Raw genomic sequence first — 15,928 nt, 5'->3', positions numbered from 1 at the left:
GCCGGACCCGTCCGTGGCGGCGGGGGAGCGGCCTGGAAGAATCCGAGCCATGTCCGAGCAGGCTTCCTCCGCACCGACGGGTGCGCCGCGGCAGCGGGTCCTCTCCGGGATCCAACCCACGGCCGACTCGTTCCACTTCGGCAACTACCTCGGTGCGCTGCGGCAGTGGGTGAGCCTCCAGGACGAGCACGAGCCGTTCTACATGGTCGTCGACCAGCACGCGATCACCGTGGAGCAGGACCCCAAGGTGCTGCGGGAGCGCACCTACCGCTCGGTCGCCCAGCTCGTGGCGATGGGCGTCGACCCGGAGCGCTCGGCGATCTTCGTGCAGTCCCACGTGCCCGCCCATGCGCAGCTCGCCTGGGTGCTCAACTGCATCACCGCGTTCGGCGAGGCGCGCCGCATGACCCAGTTCAAGGACAAGTCGGCGAAGGGCGGGGAGGGCGCCGCCAGCGTCGGCCTCTTCACCTACCCGATCCTCCAGGCGGCGGACATCCTGCTCTACCGCCCGGCCTACGTGCCCGTGGGCGAGGACCAGCGCCAGCACCTCGAGCTCACGCGCGACCTGGCCCACCGGTTCAACACGCGCTACAAGAAGACCTTCCGTCTCCCGGAGCCCTACATCCTCAAGGAGACCGCGAAGATCTACGACCTGCAGAACCCGACGGCGAAGATGTCGAAGTCGGCGTCGTCGCCGGCCGGCATCATCGACCTGCTTGACGACCCCAAGGTCAGCGCGAAGAAGATCCGCTCCGCCGTCACCGACTCCGACGCGGTCGTGGCGTTCGACCCCGCGGCCAAGCCGGGGGTCTCCAACCTGTTGTCGATCTTCGCCGCGCTCACCGGTCGTCCGGCCGAGGAGATCGCCGGGGACTACGCGGGGCGCGGCTACGGCGACCTCAAGGGCGACCTCGCCGACGTCGTCGTCGCGTTCGTGACGCCGTTGCGCGACCGCGCCCTGGCCCTCCTCGAGGACCGCCCCGCCCTCGACGAGGTGCTGGCCTCCGGCGCCGAGCGCGCACGGGCCGTCGCCGACCGCACCCTCGCGGACGTGTACGACCGCGTCGGCTTCGTTCGGCCGCTCCGCTAGGGTCGAGCGCGTGCCCACGATCGGAGTCGCCCTGGCCCTCCCGGAGCCCTGGGCGGAGGAGCTCCAGAGCTACCGCCGGTCCCTCGGTGACGCGACGGCCGACCTGATCCCGACGCACATCACGCTGATCCCGCCGACCGAGGTGCCGGAGCCCGAGCTCCACGTCGTGCGGGAGCACCTCGACCTGGTGGCCGGGAAGCACACGGCGTTCCGGATGCACCTGCGGGGGACGGGCACGTTCCGCCCCATCTCGCCGGTCGTCTTCGTGACCGTCGCCCAGGGGATCGGCGAGTCGGAGCAGCTGGCCGAGGACCTGCGCAAGGGTCCCCTCGAGGTCGAGCTCGTCTTCCCCTACCACCCGCACGTGACGGTGGCGCACCACCTCGGCGACGACCTGCTCGACCGCGCCTTCACGGAGCTCGCCGAGTTCGACTGCGCCTTCGAGGTGGACCGCTTCCACCTCTACGTCCACGACGAGGTGGCGGGCTGGCGCCGTACCGACGACTTCCCCCTGCAGCCCGCTGCCGGTTGACCCGAGGACGAGGAGGTCACGACGTGGCTGGAGCAGCGGAACGCGCGAAGGTCTGGTTCGCCGAGCAGCGGACGGCTCGGCCCTGGCTCGACCACACGGTGCGCATGCAGCAGCACTACGGCTCCGTGAAGGGCAACACGCAGGCCGGGGCGGTGACGTTCTTCGGCTTCCTGTCGTTCTTCCCGCTGCTGGCGCTGGCCTTCTTCGCGATCGGTTGGATCGCGCGGGTCTACCCCGACGCGCAGCAGCAGCTCGTGGACGCCATCACCGGCATCTTCCCCGGCATGATCGGCTCCGGTGAGGGCGAGATCTCGATCGACGACCTCGAGGGCGCGGCGAGCACCGCCGGCATCATCGGCCTCGTCGGCGTGCTCTACTCCGGGCTCGGCTGGCTCTCCGGCATGCGGGAGTCGCTGCTGGTGGTCTTCGACGAGCCGGCCGACGAACAGCCGAGCTTCGTCAAGGGCAAGCTGCGCGACCTCACCGCGCTCGTGGCGATCGGGGCCGTGCTCTTCACGAGCGTCGCCGTCTCGTCCGTCCTCAACGCCTTCTCCGCGGACGTCCTGGCGTTGGTCGGCCTCGGCGACGAGCTCGCCTGGCTGCTGCGGATCCTCACCATCTTCGTCGGCATCCTGGCCAGCTCGGTGCTCTTCACCGTCATGTTCCGTCTCCTGGCCGAGCCCGACATCCCGCGGATCGACCTGTGGAAGGGAGCCCTCCTCGGCGCGGTCGGCTTCGAGGTGCTCAAGCAGGTCGCAGGCCTCCTCCTGGCCTCGACGAAGGGCCAGCCCGCGTTCCAGGCCTTCGGCATCGCGCTGATCCTGCTGGTCTGGATCAACTACTTCTCCCGCGTCGTCATGTACGCCGCGTCCTGGGCCCACACGTCCACCTCGGCCCGGCTGCGCCGCGAGCAGGCGGCCGCCGAGGAGGAGGTGCGTCTCGCCGCGCTCCGTGTCGACCTCGACAAGCCCGAGGACGAGGTGATCACCGTCAACCAGGCGCGCGGCGCGGTCGTTCGCGCTGGGTGCGGCCACCGTCGTGGGCTTCGGCTGGCTCTTCCGTCGGGGCTGACCCGCCGTACGCCGCGAGGGTGCCCCGTGGGACGATGGCGCCCGTGAAGCTCGAGCGCAAGCACGCTGTCCTCCTGCTGGCGGTGGCGGTCTGGAACGTGGTGACCTTCGGCAACTTCGCGAAGAACCTCTACCAGACGTACGACGCGGGGGAGGAGCGCGCGACGGGCTACTGGGTGGCCCACATCGTGTTGATCGTCGTGAACTTCGTCATCGCCGGCGTCCTCGGCCGGCTGGGCTGGAGGGCCTTCCGCGCGACGCGTCCCGAGTGACGCCCGGTGGCCTCCGGCCGCCCTGCGAGCCGGCCGGTCACCGTGACCTTCGCGTGACCTTTTCGTGATCCGCCGTGACCATGCACCACCGGCCGCCACCCCGAGGGGTGGCGGCCGGTGGCGTCAGCGGCAGGTGCCGCCCACGAGCTCGGTCAGAAGCCCTTGAACATCGCGGTCCGCAGGTCCTTGTTGAGCTGGCTGATCACGTCGAGCGGGATCTCCTTGGGGCACGCGGCGGCGCACTCGCCGATGTTCGTGCACCCGCCGAAGCCCTCGTGGTCGTGCTGGGCGACCATCGAGGTCACGCGGCCGTAGCGCTCCGGCTGGCCCTGGGGGAGCTCGCCGAGGTGGGTGATCTTCGCGCCGAGGAACAGCGAGGCGGACCCGTTGGGGCACGCCGCCACGCAGGCGCCGCAACCGATGCAGGTGGCCACGTTGAAGGCGCGCTGCGCCTTGTCCCGCGGAGCCGGCACCGAGTTGGCCTCGGGCGCGGAGCCCGTGTTGGCGGAGATGAAGCCGCCGGACTGGATGATCCGGTCGAACGCCGAGCGGTCGACGATGAGGTCCTTGACCACGGGGAACGAGTCCGCGCGCCAGGGCTCGATCGTGATCGTGTCGCCGTCGGAGAACGAGCGCATGTGCAGCTGGCAGGTCGTGGTGACCTCCGGGCCGTGCGCCTGGCCGTTGATCATGAGCGAACAGGTGCCGCAGATGCCCTCACGGCAGTCCGAGTCGAACGCGACCGGCTCCTCGCCCGTGGTGAGCAGCTGCTCGTTGAGCAGGTCGAGCATCTCGAGGAAGGACATGTCCTGCGAGACGCCGTCGAGCTCGTAGGTGTGCACCGCGCCCTCGGCCGAGGCGTTGGCCTGGCGCCAGATCTTGAGGGTGAGCTTCACTTGTACGACCTCTGCTTCATCTCGATGGCGGTGTAGATCAGGTCCTCCTTGTGGAGCACGGGGGAGCCGTCCTCGCCGCCCCACTCCCAGGCCGCGACGTACGCGAACTCGTCGTCGTGGCGCAGCGCCTCGCCGTCCTCGGTCTGCGACTCGGCGCGGAAGTGTCCACCGCACGACTCGCGCCGGTTGAGGGCGTCGATGCACATGAGCTCGCCCAGCTCGATGAAGTCGGCGACGCGGCCGGCCTTCTCGAGGTCCTGGTTGAGGGACTCGGCGGAGCCGAGCACCTTCACGTTGCTCCAGAACTCCTTCTTGAGGTCCCGGATGAGGCCGATGGCCTTGATGAGGCCCTCCTTCGAGCGCTCCATCCCGCAGTACTCCCACATGATGTGGCCGAGCTCGCGGTGGAAGGACTCGACCGAGCGGGTGCCGTTGACCGACATGAACTGCTGGATGCGGGCCTCGACCTCGGCGCGCGCCTCGAGCACGGCCGGGTGGTCCTCGGCGATCTTCTCGAACGGTCCGTCCGCGAGGTAGTCGCGGATGGTGTTCGGGAGCACGAAGTAGCCGTCGGCGAGACCCTGCATGAGGGCCGAGGCGCCGAGGCGGTTCGCGCCGTGGTCGGAGAAGTTGGCCTCGCCCGTGCAGAACAGGCCGGGGATCGAGGTCTGCAGCTCGTAGTCGACCCAGAGGCCGCCCATCACGTAGTGGACCGCGGGGTAGATCCGCATCGGCGTCTCGTACGGGTCCTCGCCGGTGATGCGCGCGTACATGTCGAGGAGGTTGTCGTACTTCTCCTCGATCTTGTCCCGGCCGAGGCGCTCGATGGCGGCCCCCAGGTCGAGGTAGACGCCGCGGCTGACGAGGCGCTCCTCGCCGTCGGGGCCGATCTCCTTGACCTTGGGGCCGACGCCGCGGCCCTCGTCGCACATGTACTTCGCCGCGCGGGAGGCGATGTCACGGGGCACCAGGTTGCCGAAGGCCGGGTAGATCCGCTCGAGGAAGTAGTCGCGGTCCTCCTCGGGGATGTCCCGCGGGTCCTTCTCGCAGTCGGCGGCGTTCTTGGGCACCCAGATCCGGCCGTCGTTGCGCAGCGACTCCGACATGAGGGTCAGCTTCGACTGGTGGCTGCCCGTCACCGGGATGCAGGTCGGGTGGATCTGCGTGTAGCAGGGGTTCGCCATGTAGGCGCCCTTGCGGTGCGCGCGCCACGCGGCGGTGACGTTGGAGCCCATCGCGTTGGTCGACAGGTAGAACACGTTGCCGTAGCCGCCGGTCGCCAGCACGACGACGTCGGCGAGGTGGGTCTCGATCGCGCCCGTCACCATGTCGCGCGCGATGATGCCGCGGGCACGACCGTCGGCGACGACGACCTCGAGCATCTCGTGGCGGGTGAACTGCTCCACCGTGCCGGCCGCGACCTGGCGCTCCATGGCCTGGTAGGCGCCGAGCAGCAGCTGCTGGCCCGTCTGGCCGCGGGCGTAGAACGTGCGGGACACCTGCACGCCACCGAAGGAGCGGTTGTCGAGCAGGCCGCCGTACTCACGGGCGAACGGGACGCCCTGCGCGACGCACTGGTCGATGATGTTCGCGCTGACCTCGGCGAGGCGGTAGACGTTCGACTCGCGGGCGCGGTAGTCGCCGCCCTTGACCGTGTCGTAGAAGAGACGGAACGTCGAGTCGCCGTCCTCCTTGTAGTTCTTGGCCGCGTTGATGCCGCCCTGGGCCGCGATCGAGTGGGCGCGGCGCGGGGAGTCCTGGTAGCAGAAGGACTTGACGTTGTAGCCCGCCTCGCCCAGGGTCGCGGCGGCCGCGCCACCGGCGAGGCCGGTGCCGACGATGATGATGTCGAGCTTGCGGCGGTTCGCCGGGTTGACGAGCCGGTTCTCGAACTTGCGGGTCGTCCAGCGGTCCTTGATCGGACCGGTGGGCGCCTTGGCGTCGACGAGCTTCTCGCCGAGCGTGTAGTACCCGGCCGCGTCGTCCGAGGTCTGCTCGGGCGCGGCGTTCAGCGGGGTGAGACCGTCGTGGAGGGTGCTGCCAGCCATGGTGTCGTGGCTCCCTTACTTCTCGATGATTCCGGTGAGCACGGCCAGGGGCACGAGCGAGTAGCCGCCCGCGATGACGATGGCCAGCAGCCAGCCGGCCTGCTTCGCACGAGCCCGCGACGAGGCGGTGTTCGTGTAGCCGAGGGTCTGGATGGAGCTCCAGGTGCCGTGGTGGAGGTGGAACGCGAGGGCGAGCATCGCGACCAGGTAGATGATCGTCATCCACCAGACGCTGAACGTGTCCACCAGGAGCGAGTACGGGTCGCCGGCGGCGTCGCCCGTCTCACCGGTCTGCGGGTTGACCTTGCCGGCCGTGAAGTTGATCAGGTGCCAGATGATGAAGATCAGCAGCGTGGCGCCGCCCCAGCGCATCGTGCGCGAGGAGAGCGACGAGGCCACGTTGCGCTTCACCTGGTACTTGTCCCGGCGGGCCGCACCGGCGCGCCGGGCGAGGATCACCGCGGCGGTCACGTGGGCCACCAGCGCGACCAGCAGGCCCACGCGCGTGATCCACAGGAAGCCCTCGTAGGGGAGGATCGGCTCACCGAGCTCGCGCAGGTGGTGCGCGTAGTCGTTGAACTTCTCCTGGCCTGAGAACGCCTTCAGGTTCCCGTACATGTGCACGAGCGTGAAGGCGATGAACAGCAGGCCGCTGACGGCCATGACCAGCTTCAGTGCAATGGTCGAGCGTGTCGACCGGGGCGTCTTGACGAGAGTCGGGGTTGCCACGGGCGGCACGGTACCCCTCCGGCTGTCCAGGTCGTAATGAAGGTGAACCTCACCTGGTGTGACATATCCCCGGTTACCGCTGGGTTACAGGATCGACCGGTCCTGCCGCGGCGACCGACCTCGCACTCAGCGCCGTCTCAGTGCCCTCTCAGCCCGCGGCGGCCAGCGGAGACGCCGCTGGAGCAGGGGCCAGGACCGCCCCGTAGTGCACCTCGACCAGCTCGTCGACGGCGTCGCGCCACGTGCGCTGCTCGGCCAGGCCGCGTCCGTGGGCGCCCAGCAGGCCACGGCGACGGTCCGCGACGACCGCCCCCACGGCGTCGGCGAGGGCGCGCTGATCGGTGACGTCGACGAGCAGGCCCGACTCCAGGTGGTGGACGACGTCCCGCGCACCGCCGGTGCGCGCCGCCACGACCGGTACGCCGGACGCCCCGGCCTCGCGCAGGGCGTGGGCGCAGGTGAGCTGCTCACCGGGGTGGACGAGCACGTCGAGGGAGGCCACGGCCGTGGCCAGGTCCCCGGCCGCGAGGGGGCCGGCCAGCTTCCCGGACCCGGCCACGCCGGTGATCCGGTGGGCCAGCCAGTCGTGCTGCGTCCCCTGGCCGACGACGACCAGGCGGACGCCCGGCAGCGCGGCCAGGGCGGGCAGGCGACGTACGCCGTGGTCCTTCTCCAGCGCGCCGACGTAGCCCACGACGACCCGCGGTCCGCCTCGCGCGCGTGCGCGCGCCCACGAGTTGTGCAGCCACGTGTCGCGCAGCGCGGGGGAGAAGGCGGCGGTGTCGACGCCGGGGGACCAGAGCGCCGCGTCGACGTCGAGGGCCGCGAGGCGCTCCTGCATCCAGCGCGCGGTCACGAGCACCCGGTCGGCACGCTCGGCCACCTTCGCCTGCCACAGCGGCGCGGCCAGGTCGCTCACCGGCGTCTGCTGCACGACGAGGGTCGGCACGCCGAGGCGGCGCGCGTGCTTCAGCGCCTTCCGGCCGATGGTCGGTCCGAGCTCGAGGGACGACGTCACGTGCACCAGGTCGGGCGCGAAGCCCTCGAGGGCCGCGCGCACCTGGCGCCCGGGCTTGTCGAGCGCCCGGACCCGCACGATCTCGACGCCGCGGTAGGACGTCAGGCCCGGCGCCGGCGCGACGAGGCGCACGGTGTGGCCGCGGTCGACGAGGCGGTCGACGAGGTTGCGGACCGTCGTCGTGGTGCCGTCGGTCGCGGGGTAGAAGGACTCGGTCACGACTGCGATGCGCACGGACGCCACGGTGCGCCGTCCGGTCGTCCGCGGTGTGGCCGCGAGGTGGCCGGCGCGTGAAGGGCCGGAGCGCACGGCGTCCCGGCGGGGGGACCTCGGTGTGAGATATGTCGCCGACCGATCGCTCGGTTCCGGGCGGGGGCCGGGGCGTCCACCCGGGCGACCTCCCCTATATTGCGGCTCATGAGCGAAGTCGAAGGCGGGCTCGACGAGCCGACCGAGCTGCAACCCGACCAGGGTGCACTCGCCCTCGCCGACCCCGAGACCGACGCCTGGGTCCAGGCGGACTGGGAGGCCGAGACGGCGCGCGTGCTGCGCAAGAGCCGACGGTTGACCGACGAGGACCCCGACGCGTCGGTGTGGGACAAGCTGACCCGGTCCACGCTCGACGGGATCGCGGTCGCGCCCATCGGTCGGCCGCAGGACGCCGATCACCTGACGGCGGGTGTCCTCCGCCCGTCGCGCACTGGCGGCTGGGACGTCCGGGCCCATCTCGGCGCCCGGTCCGTGCCGGCGAAGGACGCCAACGAGACGCTGCTCGTGGACCTCGAGGGCGGCGTCACCTCGCTGTGGCTGCGCGTCGACGCGAGCACCGACCTCGACGCGGTCCTGAAGGGCGTCTACCTCGACCTCGCTCCCGTCGTGCTCGAGGCGCCCCGGGAGCCCGGCGCCGGCGTCGCGGCGGCGCAGGCGTTCCTCGCCCACCTCGAGGCGACCACGCCCGCTCCCGGCACGAACCTCGGCGTGGACGCCCTCGCGCCCGCCGCGGACCTCGTCGCCGTGGCCCGCCTGGCCCTGGACGCCGGGGTGCTCGGCATCGTGGTCGACGCGACGACCGTGCACGACCGGGGTGCCTCCGACGCGCAGGACCTGGCCTACGCCCTCGCCGTCGGGGTGCGCGCGCTCCGCGTGCTCACCGCCGCGGAGGCGGACGGAGGGGCCGGGCTCGACCTGGCCACGGCTGCCGGTCTGCTGGAGTTCCGCATCGCCGTGACCGACGAGCAGTTCCCCTCGATCGCGAAGCTGCGCGCCGCCCGGCGCCTGTGGGCGCGCGTGCTGGAGCTGAGCGGTGGCGCCGGCGGGGTGGAGCAGCGGCAGCACGCCGTCACCAGCCGCCCGATGACGAGCCGCTTCGACCCCTACGTCAACATGCTGCGCACGACCGTCGCCGCCTTCGCCGCGGGCGTCGGCGGCGCCGACTCCGTCACGGTGCTCCCCTTCGACGCGCCCCTGGGACGTCCGGAGGTGCTCGGCCGACGCGTCGCCCGCAACATCTCGCACCTCCTCATCGACGAGGCGCACCTCGGCAAGGTCGGCGACATCGCCGGCGGCGCGTACGCCGTGGAGCGGCTCACCGACGACCTGGCGGTCGCGGCGTGGTCGGTCTTCACGGAGACCGACGGCGAGGACGACCTCGACGCCGCCTTCGCACCCCTCGTGGACGCGACCGTGGCCGCCCGCGAGAAGCAGGTGGCGACGCGCCGGCGCCCGCTGACCGGTCTCTCGGAGTTCCCGAACCTGGCCGAGGAGCTGCCCGAGCGGGTGCGCGACGCCGACTGGCACGCCGAGTGGGGCGCCGTGCGCCCCTATGGCGCCAGCTTCGAGGCGCTGCGGGACACCCCCGCCGACCGGCCGGCCTTCCTCGCCACGGTGGGCACGGTGGCCACCCACACGGCGCGCGCGACGTTCGCGACCAACCTCCTCGCGGCGGGCGGCGTGGCGGTCGAGCCCGCCGGTGCCACCGACGACGCGGAGGCGCTGGCCGCGGCGTACGAGGCGGCCGTCGGGACCCACGGCCCGCTGCCGGTGGTCGTCCTCGCGGGCGCGGACGCGACGTACGGCGCGTGGGGAGCCGAGGCCGCGGCGGCGCTGCGCGCGGCCGGCGCGCGGCACGTGGTGATCGCGGGCAAGCAGACGGACTACGCCGACGACGCGTGCGCGATGGGGGTGGACGCCCTCGCGTTCCTCGGTCGCACCCGCGCGGCGCTGGGACAGGCGCTGGGACAGGAGAGCCAGGCATGAGCGTTCCGAAGAGCTTCCGCGGGGCCGAGCTGCGCGGCCCGGACTGGACGATGGGCTGGGACGACGCCGCTCCCGAGCCGTGGCAGTCGCCCGAGGGCATCCCGATCAAGCCGCGGTACGACGCGGCCGACGTCGAGGGCCTCGACGCCCTCGACACGTGGCCGGGCCTCAGCCCGTTCCTGCGCGGGCCCTACCCGACGATGTACACGACCCAGCCGTGGACGATCCGCCAGTACGCCGGGTTCTCGACCGCGGAGGAGTCGAACGCGTTCTACCGGCGCAACCTGGCGGCCGGGCAGAAGGGCCTCTCGGTGGCCTTCGACCTGGCGACGCACCGTGGCTACGACTCCGACCACCCGCGCGTGCGCGGCGACGTCGGCATGGCGGGCGTGGCCATCGACTCGATCTACGACACGCGCACGCTGTTCGACGGCATCCCGCTCGACGAGATGTCGGTGTCGATGACGATGAACGGTGCGGTGCTGCCCGTGCTCGCGCTCTACATCGTCGCGGCCGAGGAGCAGGGGGTGAAGCCGGAGCAGCTCGCGGGGACGATCCAGAACGACATCCTCAAGGAGTTCATGGTCCGCAACACCTACATCTACCCGCCGTCGCCGTCGATGCGGATCATCTCCGACATCTTCAGCTACACGTCGGCGCGGATGCCGCGGTTCAACTCCATCTCGATCTCCGGCTACCACATCCAGGAGGCCGGGGCGACGCAGGACCTCGAGCTGGCCTACACGCTGGCCGACGGCGTCGAGTACATCCGCGCCGGGCTCGAGGCCGGCATCGACATCGACAAGTTCGCCCCGCGCCTGTCCTTCTTCTGGGCCATCGGCATGAACTTCTCGATGGAGGTCGCGAAGATGCGCGCGGCCCGCGCCCTGTGGGCCCGGCTCGTGCGGCAGTTCGACCCGCAGAACCCCAAGTCGCTCTCGTTGCGGACGCACTCGCAGACCTCGGGATGGTCGCTGACGGCGCAGGACGTCTTCAACAACGTCGGGCGCACGGCGATCGAGGCCATGGCGGCGACGCAGGGCCACACGCAGTCGCTGCACACCAACGCGCTCGACGAGGCGATCGCCCTGCCGACCGACTTCTCGGCCCGCATCGCCCGCAACACGCAGCTGCTCCTGCAGCAGGAGTCGGGCACGACCGGCACGATCGACCCCTGGGCGGGCTCCTACTACATCGAGCGCCTCACCCACGACCTCGCCGAGCGGGCCTGGGGCCACATCACCGAGGCGGAGCAGGCCGGCGGCATGGCGGCGGCGATCGAGCAGGGCATCCCGAAGATGCGCATCGAGGAGGCGGCGGCCCGCACGCAGGCCCGCATCGACTCGGGTGCGCAGAAGGTCATCGGCGTCAACACCTTCCGGCTCGCGGCCGAGGACAAGCTCGACGTGCTCAAGGTCGACAACGACGACGTCTACCGGCGCCAGGTCGCGAAGCTCGAGCGCCTGCGCGCCGAGCGCGACGACGACGCCGTACGACGCTCGCTGGAGGCGCTGACGAGCTCGGCCGAGCGTGGCCCCGCGAAGGGGTCGCTCGACGGCAACCTGCTCGCCCTCGCCGTGGACGCCGCCCGGGCGAAGGCCACGGTCGGGGAGATCTCGGACGCGCTGGAGAAGGTGTACGGCCGGCACCAGGCCGTCATCCGTACGATCTCCGGCGTGTACCGCGACGAGTCCGGCCAGGGCGCCGACGGGGGGACCCTCGTGCAGCAGGTCGTCGACGCGACCGAGGAGTTCGAGGAGGCGGAGGGCCGGCGGCCCCGCATCCTCGTCGCCAAGATGGGCCAGGACGGTCACGACCGCGGCCAGAAGGTGATCGTCTCGGCCTTCGCCGACATGGGCTTCGACGTCGACGTGGGGCCGCTGTTCTCCACCCCGGAGGAGGTCGCCCAGCAGGCGGTTGACGCCGACGTCCACCTCGTGGGTGTCAGCTCGCTCGCGGCCGGCCACCTCACCCTGCTCCCGGCGCTCAAGCGGGCGCTCGCCGAGCAGGGCCGTGACGACATCATGGTCGTCATCGGAGGCGTCATCCCGCCGGACGACGTCCCCACGCTGCTCCAGATGGGTGCCGCGTCGGTGTTCCTGCCGGGCACCGTCATCGCGGAGTCCGCGCTCGACCTGCTGGCCAAGCTGCGGGAGCAGCTGGGTCACTGATGGCGGCTCCCACCGTCGAGGACCTCGTCGAGGGCGTCCGGGCCGGGCGGCGCGCCGCCGTGGCCCGGGCGATCACCCTCGTCGAGTCCTCGCGCCCGCAGCACCGGGCCCAGGCCCGGGAGCTGCTGACCGTCCTGGCGGCGCTGCCCGACGCGGGCGTGCAGTCCCGCGCCGTGCGCGTCGGCATCTCGGGCGTGCCCGGCGTCGGGAAGTCGACCTTCATCGAGGCGCTCGGCTCGCGGCTCACCGCCGCGGGCCACCGCGTCGGCGTGCTCGCGGTCGACCCGTCGTCGGTGCGCACCGGCGGCTCCGTGCTGGGCGACAAGACCCGCATGGGGCGGCTGTCGGCCGACCCGGGCGCCTACATCCGGCCGTCGCCCTCGGCAGGCACCCTCGGCGGCGTCGCCCGCGCGACCGTGCAGGCGATGGCGGTGCTCGAGGCCGCCGGGTACGACGTCGTGCTCGTCGAGACCGTCGGCGTCGGCCAGTCGGAGATCACCGTCGCGGGCATGGTCGACACCTTCCTGTTCCTGACGCTGGCACGCACCGGCGACCAGCTCCAGGGCATCAAGAAGGGCATCCTCGAGATCGCGGACGTCGTCGCCGTCAACAAGGCGGACGGCGACCGCGAGCTGGAGGCGCGGTCCGCGGCGCGCGAGCTCGCCGGCGCGCTGCGGCTGGTGCGGGGGAGCGCGGCGTCGGGGGAGTGGGCGCCTCCGGTCGTCACCTGCTCGGCCCTCACCGACGTCGGTGTGGACGACCTCTGGGAGCGCATCCTCGGCCACCGCGACCACCTCGGGCCCGAGGGCCTCGGCGCCAAGCGCGCCGAGCAGCAGCTGGAGTTCACCTGGGCGCTCGTGCGTGACGAGCTCGAGCAGCGCCTGCGCCACTCGGCCGGCGTGCGCGCCGTCCGCGACGACATCCGCACGGCCGTGCTGGCGGGCGACCTGCCCGCCACCGTGGCCGCCGACCGCGTGCTCGAGGCGTACGACGCGGGGTGAGCCGCGGCGTACCGGCGTGCGTGCGCGGGTGAAGAAAACGCGGACGGGCTGCGGGCCGGGGAGATGAGCGTGCGCCCCGGGCCGAGGAAAGTGCGCCCCGGGCCGAAGGAAAGTGCGCCCCGGGCCGAGGAAAACGCGGACCGCATCCCTGCCGGGATCGGGCGGCTTCAGGTGGTCGGTGCAACGTTGAGTAGTTGTTGGAGCCTATCGGCGGGGGTGTCCCAGTTGAGGGTTTGGCGGGGGCGGATGTTGAGGAGGCGTTCGGTCTCGGTGATGTCGGCGTCGCTGACGTGGTTGAAGTCGGTGCCCTTGGGGTGGATGTCGCGCACGAGTCCGTTGGTGTTCTCGTTGGTGCCGCGTTGCCAGGGGCTGTGGGGGTCGGCGAAGTAGACGGGGCATCCGGTGGCCAGGGTGAAGGTGGTGTGCGCGGCCATCTCGCTGCCCTGGTCCCAGGTCAGCGAGCGGCGCAACGACTCGGGCAGGTTGGTCATCATCGTGACCAGGGCAGCTGCGACGGTGGTGGCGTCGTGGGTCAGCGGCAGCCGTCGGATCAGGGCGTAGCGGGTCGAGCGTTCGACCAGGGTGATCAACGCCGAACGCCCGCCGGCGCCGATGACGAGGTCGCCCTCCCAGTGCCCGGGTACGGCGCGGTCGGCGGCTTCGGGTGGGCGGTGGCTGATGTGGGCCTCGGCACCGATCCAGGACCGGTTGGACCGTGGGGGCAGCGCCGAGCGGGGCCGACGGCTGGTGCGGCCGCTGCGCAACGCTTTCTCGACCTTCAGCTCCTCACGCAGCGATCCCTTGCCCTGCACGTAGAGCGCTTGGTAGATCGTCTCGTGGCTCACCTGCATATCGTCGCGCCCCGGATAGCACCGCCGCAGATCCTGGCTGACCTGCACGGGTGAGAACCGGTTGTTCAACCGGACCAGCACCGCTGCGCGCAGCACCTCACCGGCACCCCCATCCACACCCGCATCCACACCCGCATCCACGCCGGTGTCTGCACGAACTGCGAGCTTGGACGGGCGGGGCCGGGGCCGGCGCTGCTCGGTCATCACCTGCGCTGCAGCAGCGTGGTAGCGACCCAGGCGGGTGTTGCGGGCCAGTTCGCGTCCCACCGTGCTGCGGTGCACCCCGAGCTCGGCAGCGATCCGTGCTGGACACCGTCCCTCGCTGCGACGGATCTGGATCAAGGCCCGCCCGGCCTGGCTCAACCGGCCGTGCTCATCGACCCAGTCACCGTCCAGCGGGGGTGGATGGGCACCGACAACACCGCCGTGGCGGCCCTTGCGCAGTCGCATGCCAGCGACTGTGGCCCATGAAGCCACCGTGTCTCGATCCCACCCCAGCAACTCGGACACCTGCTTCGCCGGGACCCCGGCCGCCAACAGCCCCAGACCCCGCGCACGCGCCGCTTCTTGATCCCGCAACACAACCCCCACAGCCGTGTTGCACCGACCACTAGAAACCGCCTCGGCGTGTCGCGGGGTCGGGTCCGCGTTTTCTTCTCCCCGCCCTCGGGCCGGTCCGCGTTTTCCTCCGACCGGCGCCGCGCCCCCCGCACTCTCCCTCGCCGGGTGACGCGGACGGCCGGGGCCGGGGTCACCGGCCGCCCGACCCGGACGGCACTTCGCTAGGGTCAGCCCTCGTGCACGCCACCTCCGAGATCCTCACCGCGCTCGCCGACGAGCTGGTGGCCGTGCGCCGCGACCTCCACGCCCACCCCGAGCTGGCCTGGACCGAGACCCGGACCACCCGGCTGCTCGCGGAGCGGCTCCGGGCGGCGGGCATCCGCGTGCGCACGCTGAGCACCACGGGGCTCGTGGCGGAGGTCGGCACCGAGGACGACGGCCCCGTCGTGGCGTTGCGCGGCGACATCGACGCGCTGCCGCTCGACGACCGCACCGGGCTGGCCTGGGCGAGCACCGTGCCGGGGGTGGCCCACGCCTGCGGCCACGACGTGCACGCCAGCGCGCTCCTCGGGGCGGCGCTCACCCTCCAGCAGCTGCACGAGCGGGGGGCGCTGCCGGGCCGGGTGCGCCTGCTCTTCCAGCCCGCCGAGGAGGTCATGCCCGGTGGTGCCCTCGAGCTCATCGCCGCCGGGGCGCTGACCGACGTCTCGTCCGTCTTCGCCCTGCACTGCGACCCCTCGCTCGACGTCGGGGAGGTCGGTCTCCTCGAGGGTCCGATCACCGGCGCCGCCGACCACCTCGTCGTGCACCTCTCCGGCCGTGGCGGCCACACCTCGCGCCCGCACCTCACGGAGGACCTGACGTTCGCGCTCGGCAAGCTGCTCACCGAGCTGCCCGCCGTGCTCTCCCGCCGCATCGACCCGCGCGCCGGCGTCAGCGTCGTCTGGGGCCAGGTCGAGGCCGGCGTCGCGCCCAACGTGATCCCCGCCGAGGGCCGGATGTCGGGCACGGTCCGGATGCTCGACGCGGACGCCTGGGCGGTCGCCGAGGACGTCGTGCGGCGCGCGGTCCAGCTGCTCGCCGAGCCCTACGGCGTCGAGACCGTCGTGCACTACACGCGCGGCGTACCGCCCGTCGTCAACGCGGCCAGCGCCACGTCCGCGCTGCGGCGTGCGGCCCTGACGGTGCTCGGGCCCACGGGGGTCGCGACGACGCGGCAGAGCCTCGGTGGCGAGGACTTCGGGTGGTACCTGCAGCAGGTGCCGGGGGCCTTGGCGCGCCTCGGCACCCGCACCCCGGGCGGACGCACCTACGACCTCCACCAGGGCGACCTGGTGGTCGACGAGCGGGCGGTCACCATCGGTGCCGCGCTGCTCGCGGAGACCGCTCTCGAGGCGCTCGCAGGGCCTGCCGTCAACGCTAGGTAACAGTTC

The 15,928-nt window shown here is 72.0% G+C and carries 13 protein-coding genes; 8 read left to right on the top strand and 5 right to left on the bottom strand.

Features of this window, described 5'->3' with window-relative positions:
* Positions 1–49 precede the first annotated feature (49 nt).
* The 4 genes from trpS to QE405_RS08800 are packed head-to-tail and all read left to right on the top strand — an operon-like array spanning position 50 to position 2,964.
* Positions 50–1,090 (top strand): tryptophan--tRNA ligase, encoded by a 1,041-nt coding sequence (trpS, locus tag QE405_RS08815; protein ID WP_307199822.1) that lies wholly within the window; start codon positions 50–52, stop codon positions 1,088–1,090.
* Between the two features lie 10 nt (positions 1,091–1,100).
* Positions 1,101–1,622: a 2'-5' RNA ligase family protein gene (locus QE405_RS08810; protein ID WP_307199820.1), complete on the top strand. Its 522-nt coding sequence runs from the start codon at positions 1,101–1,103 to the stop codon at positions 1,620–1,622.
* A gap of 23 nt (positions 1,623–1,645) precedes the next feature.
* Complete coding sequence (locus QE405_RS08805; RefSeq protein ID WP_307199818.1) at positions 1,646–2,740, top strand: YihY/virulence factor BrkB family protein; 1,095 nt, start codon at positions 1,646–1,648, stop codon at positions 2,738–2,740.
* Complete coding sequence (locus QE405_RS08800) at positions 2,737–2,964, top strand: SCO4848 family membrane protein (RefSeq protein WP_307199817.1); 228 nt, start codon at positions 2,737–2,739, stop codon at positions 2,962–2,964. Before QE405_RS08805 ends, QE405_RS08800 begins: the two co-directional genes overlap by 4 nt.
* 152 nt (positions 2,965–3,116) lie before the next feature.
* Here the strand turns inward: QE405_RS08800 and QE405_RS08795 are convergent, their stop codons facing one another.
* The 4 genes from QE405_RS08795 to QE405_RS08780 all read right to left on the bottom strand — a co-directional run bounded on the left by QE405_RS08795 (position 3,117) and on the right by QE405_RS08780 (position 7,889).
* Positions 3,117–3,860 (bottom strand): succinate dehydrogenase/fumarate reductase iron-sulfur subunit, encoded by a 744-nt coding sequence (locus tag QE405_RS08795; RefSeq protein WP_307199815.1) that lies wholly within the window; start codon positions 3,858–3,860, stop codon positions 3,117–3,119.
* Complete coding sequence (locus QE405_RS08790) at positions 3,857–5,908, bottom strand: fumarate reductase/succinate dehydrogenase flavoprotein subunit (protein WP_307199813.1); 2,052 nt, start codon at positions 5,906–5,908, stop codon at positions 3,857–3,859. The genes QE405_RS08795 and QE405_RS08790 overlap by 4 nt, the downstream gene beginning before the upstream one ends.
* Before the next feature lie 15 nt (positions 5,909–5,923).
* On the bottom strand, positions 5,924–6,637 hold the full coding sequence (locus QE405_RS08785) for a succinate dehydrogenase cytochrome b subunit (protein ID WP_163772556.1): 714 nt from the start codon (positions 6,635–6,637) through the stop codon (positions 5,924–5,926).
* A 148-nt stretch (positions 6,638–6,785) separates the two neighbouring features.
* Positions 6,786–7,889, bottom strand: a complete 1,104-nt coding sequence (locus QE405_RS08780) for a glycosyltransferase (RefSeq protein WP_307199810.1) — start codon at positions 7,887–7,889, stop codon at positions 6,786–6,788.
* Positions 7,890–8,072: 183 nt separating this feature from the next.
* Between QE405_RS08780 and QE405_RS08775 the strand changes: the two genes are divergently transcribed.
* The 3 genes from QE405_RS08775 to meaB are packed head-to-tail and all read left to right on the top strand — an operon-like array spanning position 8,073 to position 13,083.
* A complete protein-coding gene (locus QE405_RS08775) occupies positions 8,073–9,911 on the top strand; it encodes a methylmalonyl-CoA mutase family protein (protein WP_307199808.1) in 1,839 nt (612 codons plus the stop codon).
* A gap of 50 nt (positions 9,912–9,961) precedes the next feature.
* On the top strand, positions 9,962–12,082 hold the full coding sequence (gene scpA, locus QE405_RS08770; RefSeq protein ID WP_307205710.1) for a methylmalonyl-CoA mutase: 2,121 nt from the start codon (positions 9,962–9,964) through the stop codon (positions 12,080–12,082).
* A complete protein-coding gene (meaB, locus tag QE405_RS08765) occupies positions 12,082–13,083 on the top strand; it encodes a methylmalonyl Co-A mutase-associated GTPase MeaB (protein ID WP_307199806.1) in 1,002 nt (333 codons plus the stop codon). The genes scpA and meaB overlap by 1 nt, the downstream gene beginning before the upstream one ends.
* A 167-nt stretch (positions 13,084–13,250) precedes the next feature.
* Here meaB and QE405_RS08760 read toward each other — a convergent pair whose 3' ends face one another.
* On the bottom strand, positions 13,251–14,384 hold the full coding sequence (locus QE405_RS08760; RefSeq protein WP_307198779.1) for an IS30 family transposase: 1,134 nt from the start codon (positions 14,382–14,384) through the stop codon (positions 13,251–13,253).
* Between the two features lie 347 nt (positions 14,385–14,731).
* On the opposite strand from QE405_RS08760, the gene QE405_RS08755 reads away from it, so the two are divergent.
* Positions 14,732–15,922, top strand: a complete 1,191-nt coding sequence (locus QE405_RS08755; protein ID WP_307199804.1) for an amidohydrolase — start codon at positions 14,732–14,734, stop codon at positions 15,920–15,922.
* Positions 15,923–15,928: the final 6 nt, after the last annotated feature.

The sequence above is a fragment of the Nocardioides zeae genome, assembly GCF_030818655.1.
GTDB classification, from domain to species: Bacteria; Actinomycetota; Actinomycetes; order Propionibacteriales; family Nocardioidaceae; genus Nocardioides; species Nocardioides zeae_A.
This window is presented reverse-complemented; position numbering and strand designations above follow the sequence as displayed.

Bases quoted from the DNA above. Each gene is read 5' to 3' on its own strand.
- scpA (WP_307205710.1), top strand. From the start codon at position 9,962: ATGGGCTGGGACGACGCCGCTCCCGAGCCGTGGCAGTCGCCCGAGGGC.
- QE405_RS08790 (WP_307199813.1), bottom strand. From the start codon at position 5,908: ATGGCTGGCAGCACCCTCCACGACGGTCTCACCCCGCTGAACGCCGCG.
- QE405_RS08775 (WP_307199808.1), top strand. From the start codon at position 8,073: ATGAGCGAAGTCGAAGGCGGGCTCGACGAGCCGACCGAGCTGCAACCC.
- QE405_RS08760 (WP_307198779.1), bottom strand. From the start codon at position 14,384: ATGCGACTGCGCAAGGGCCGCCACGGCGGTGTTGTCGGTGCCCATCCA.
- trpS (WP_307199822.1), top strand. From the start codon at position 50: ATGTCCGAGCAGGCTTCCTCCGCACCGACGGGTGCGCCGCGGCAGCGG.
- meaB (WP_307199806.1), top strand. From the start codon at position 12,082: ATGGCGGCTCCCACCGTCGAGGACCTCGTCGAGGGCGTCCGGGCCGGG.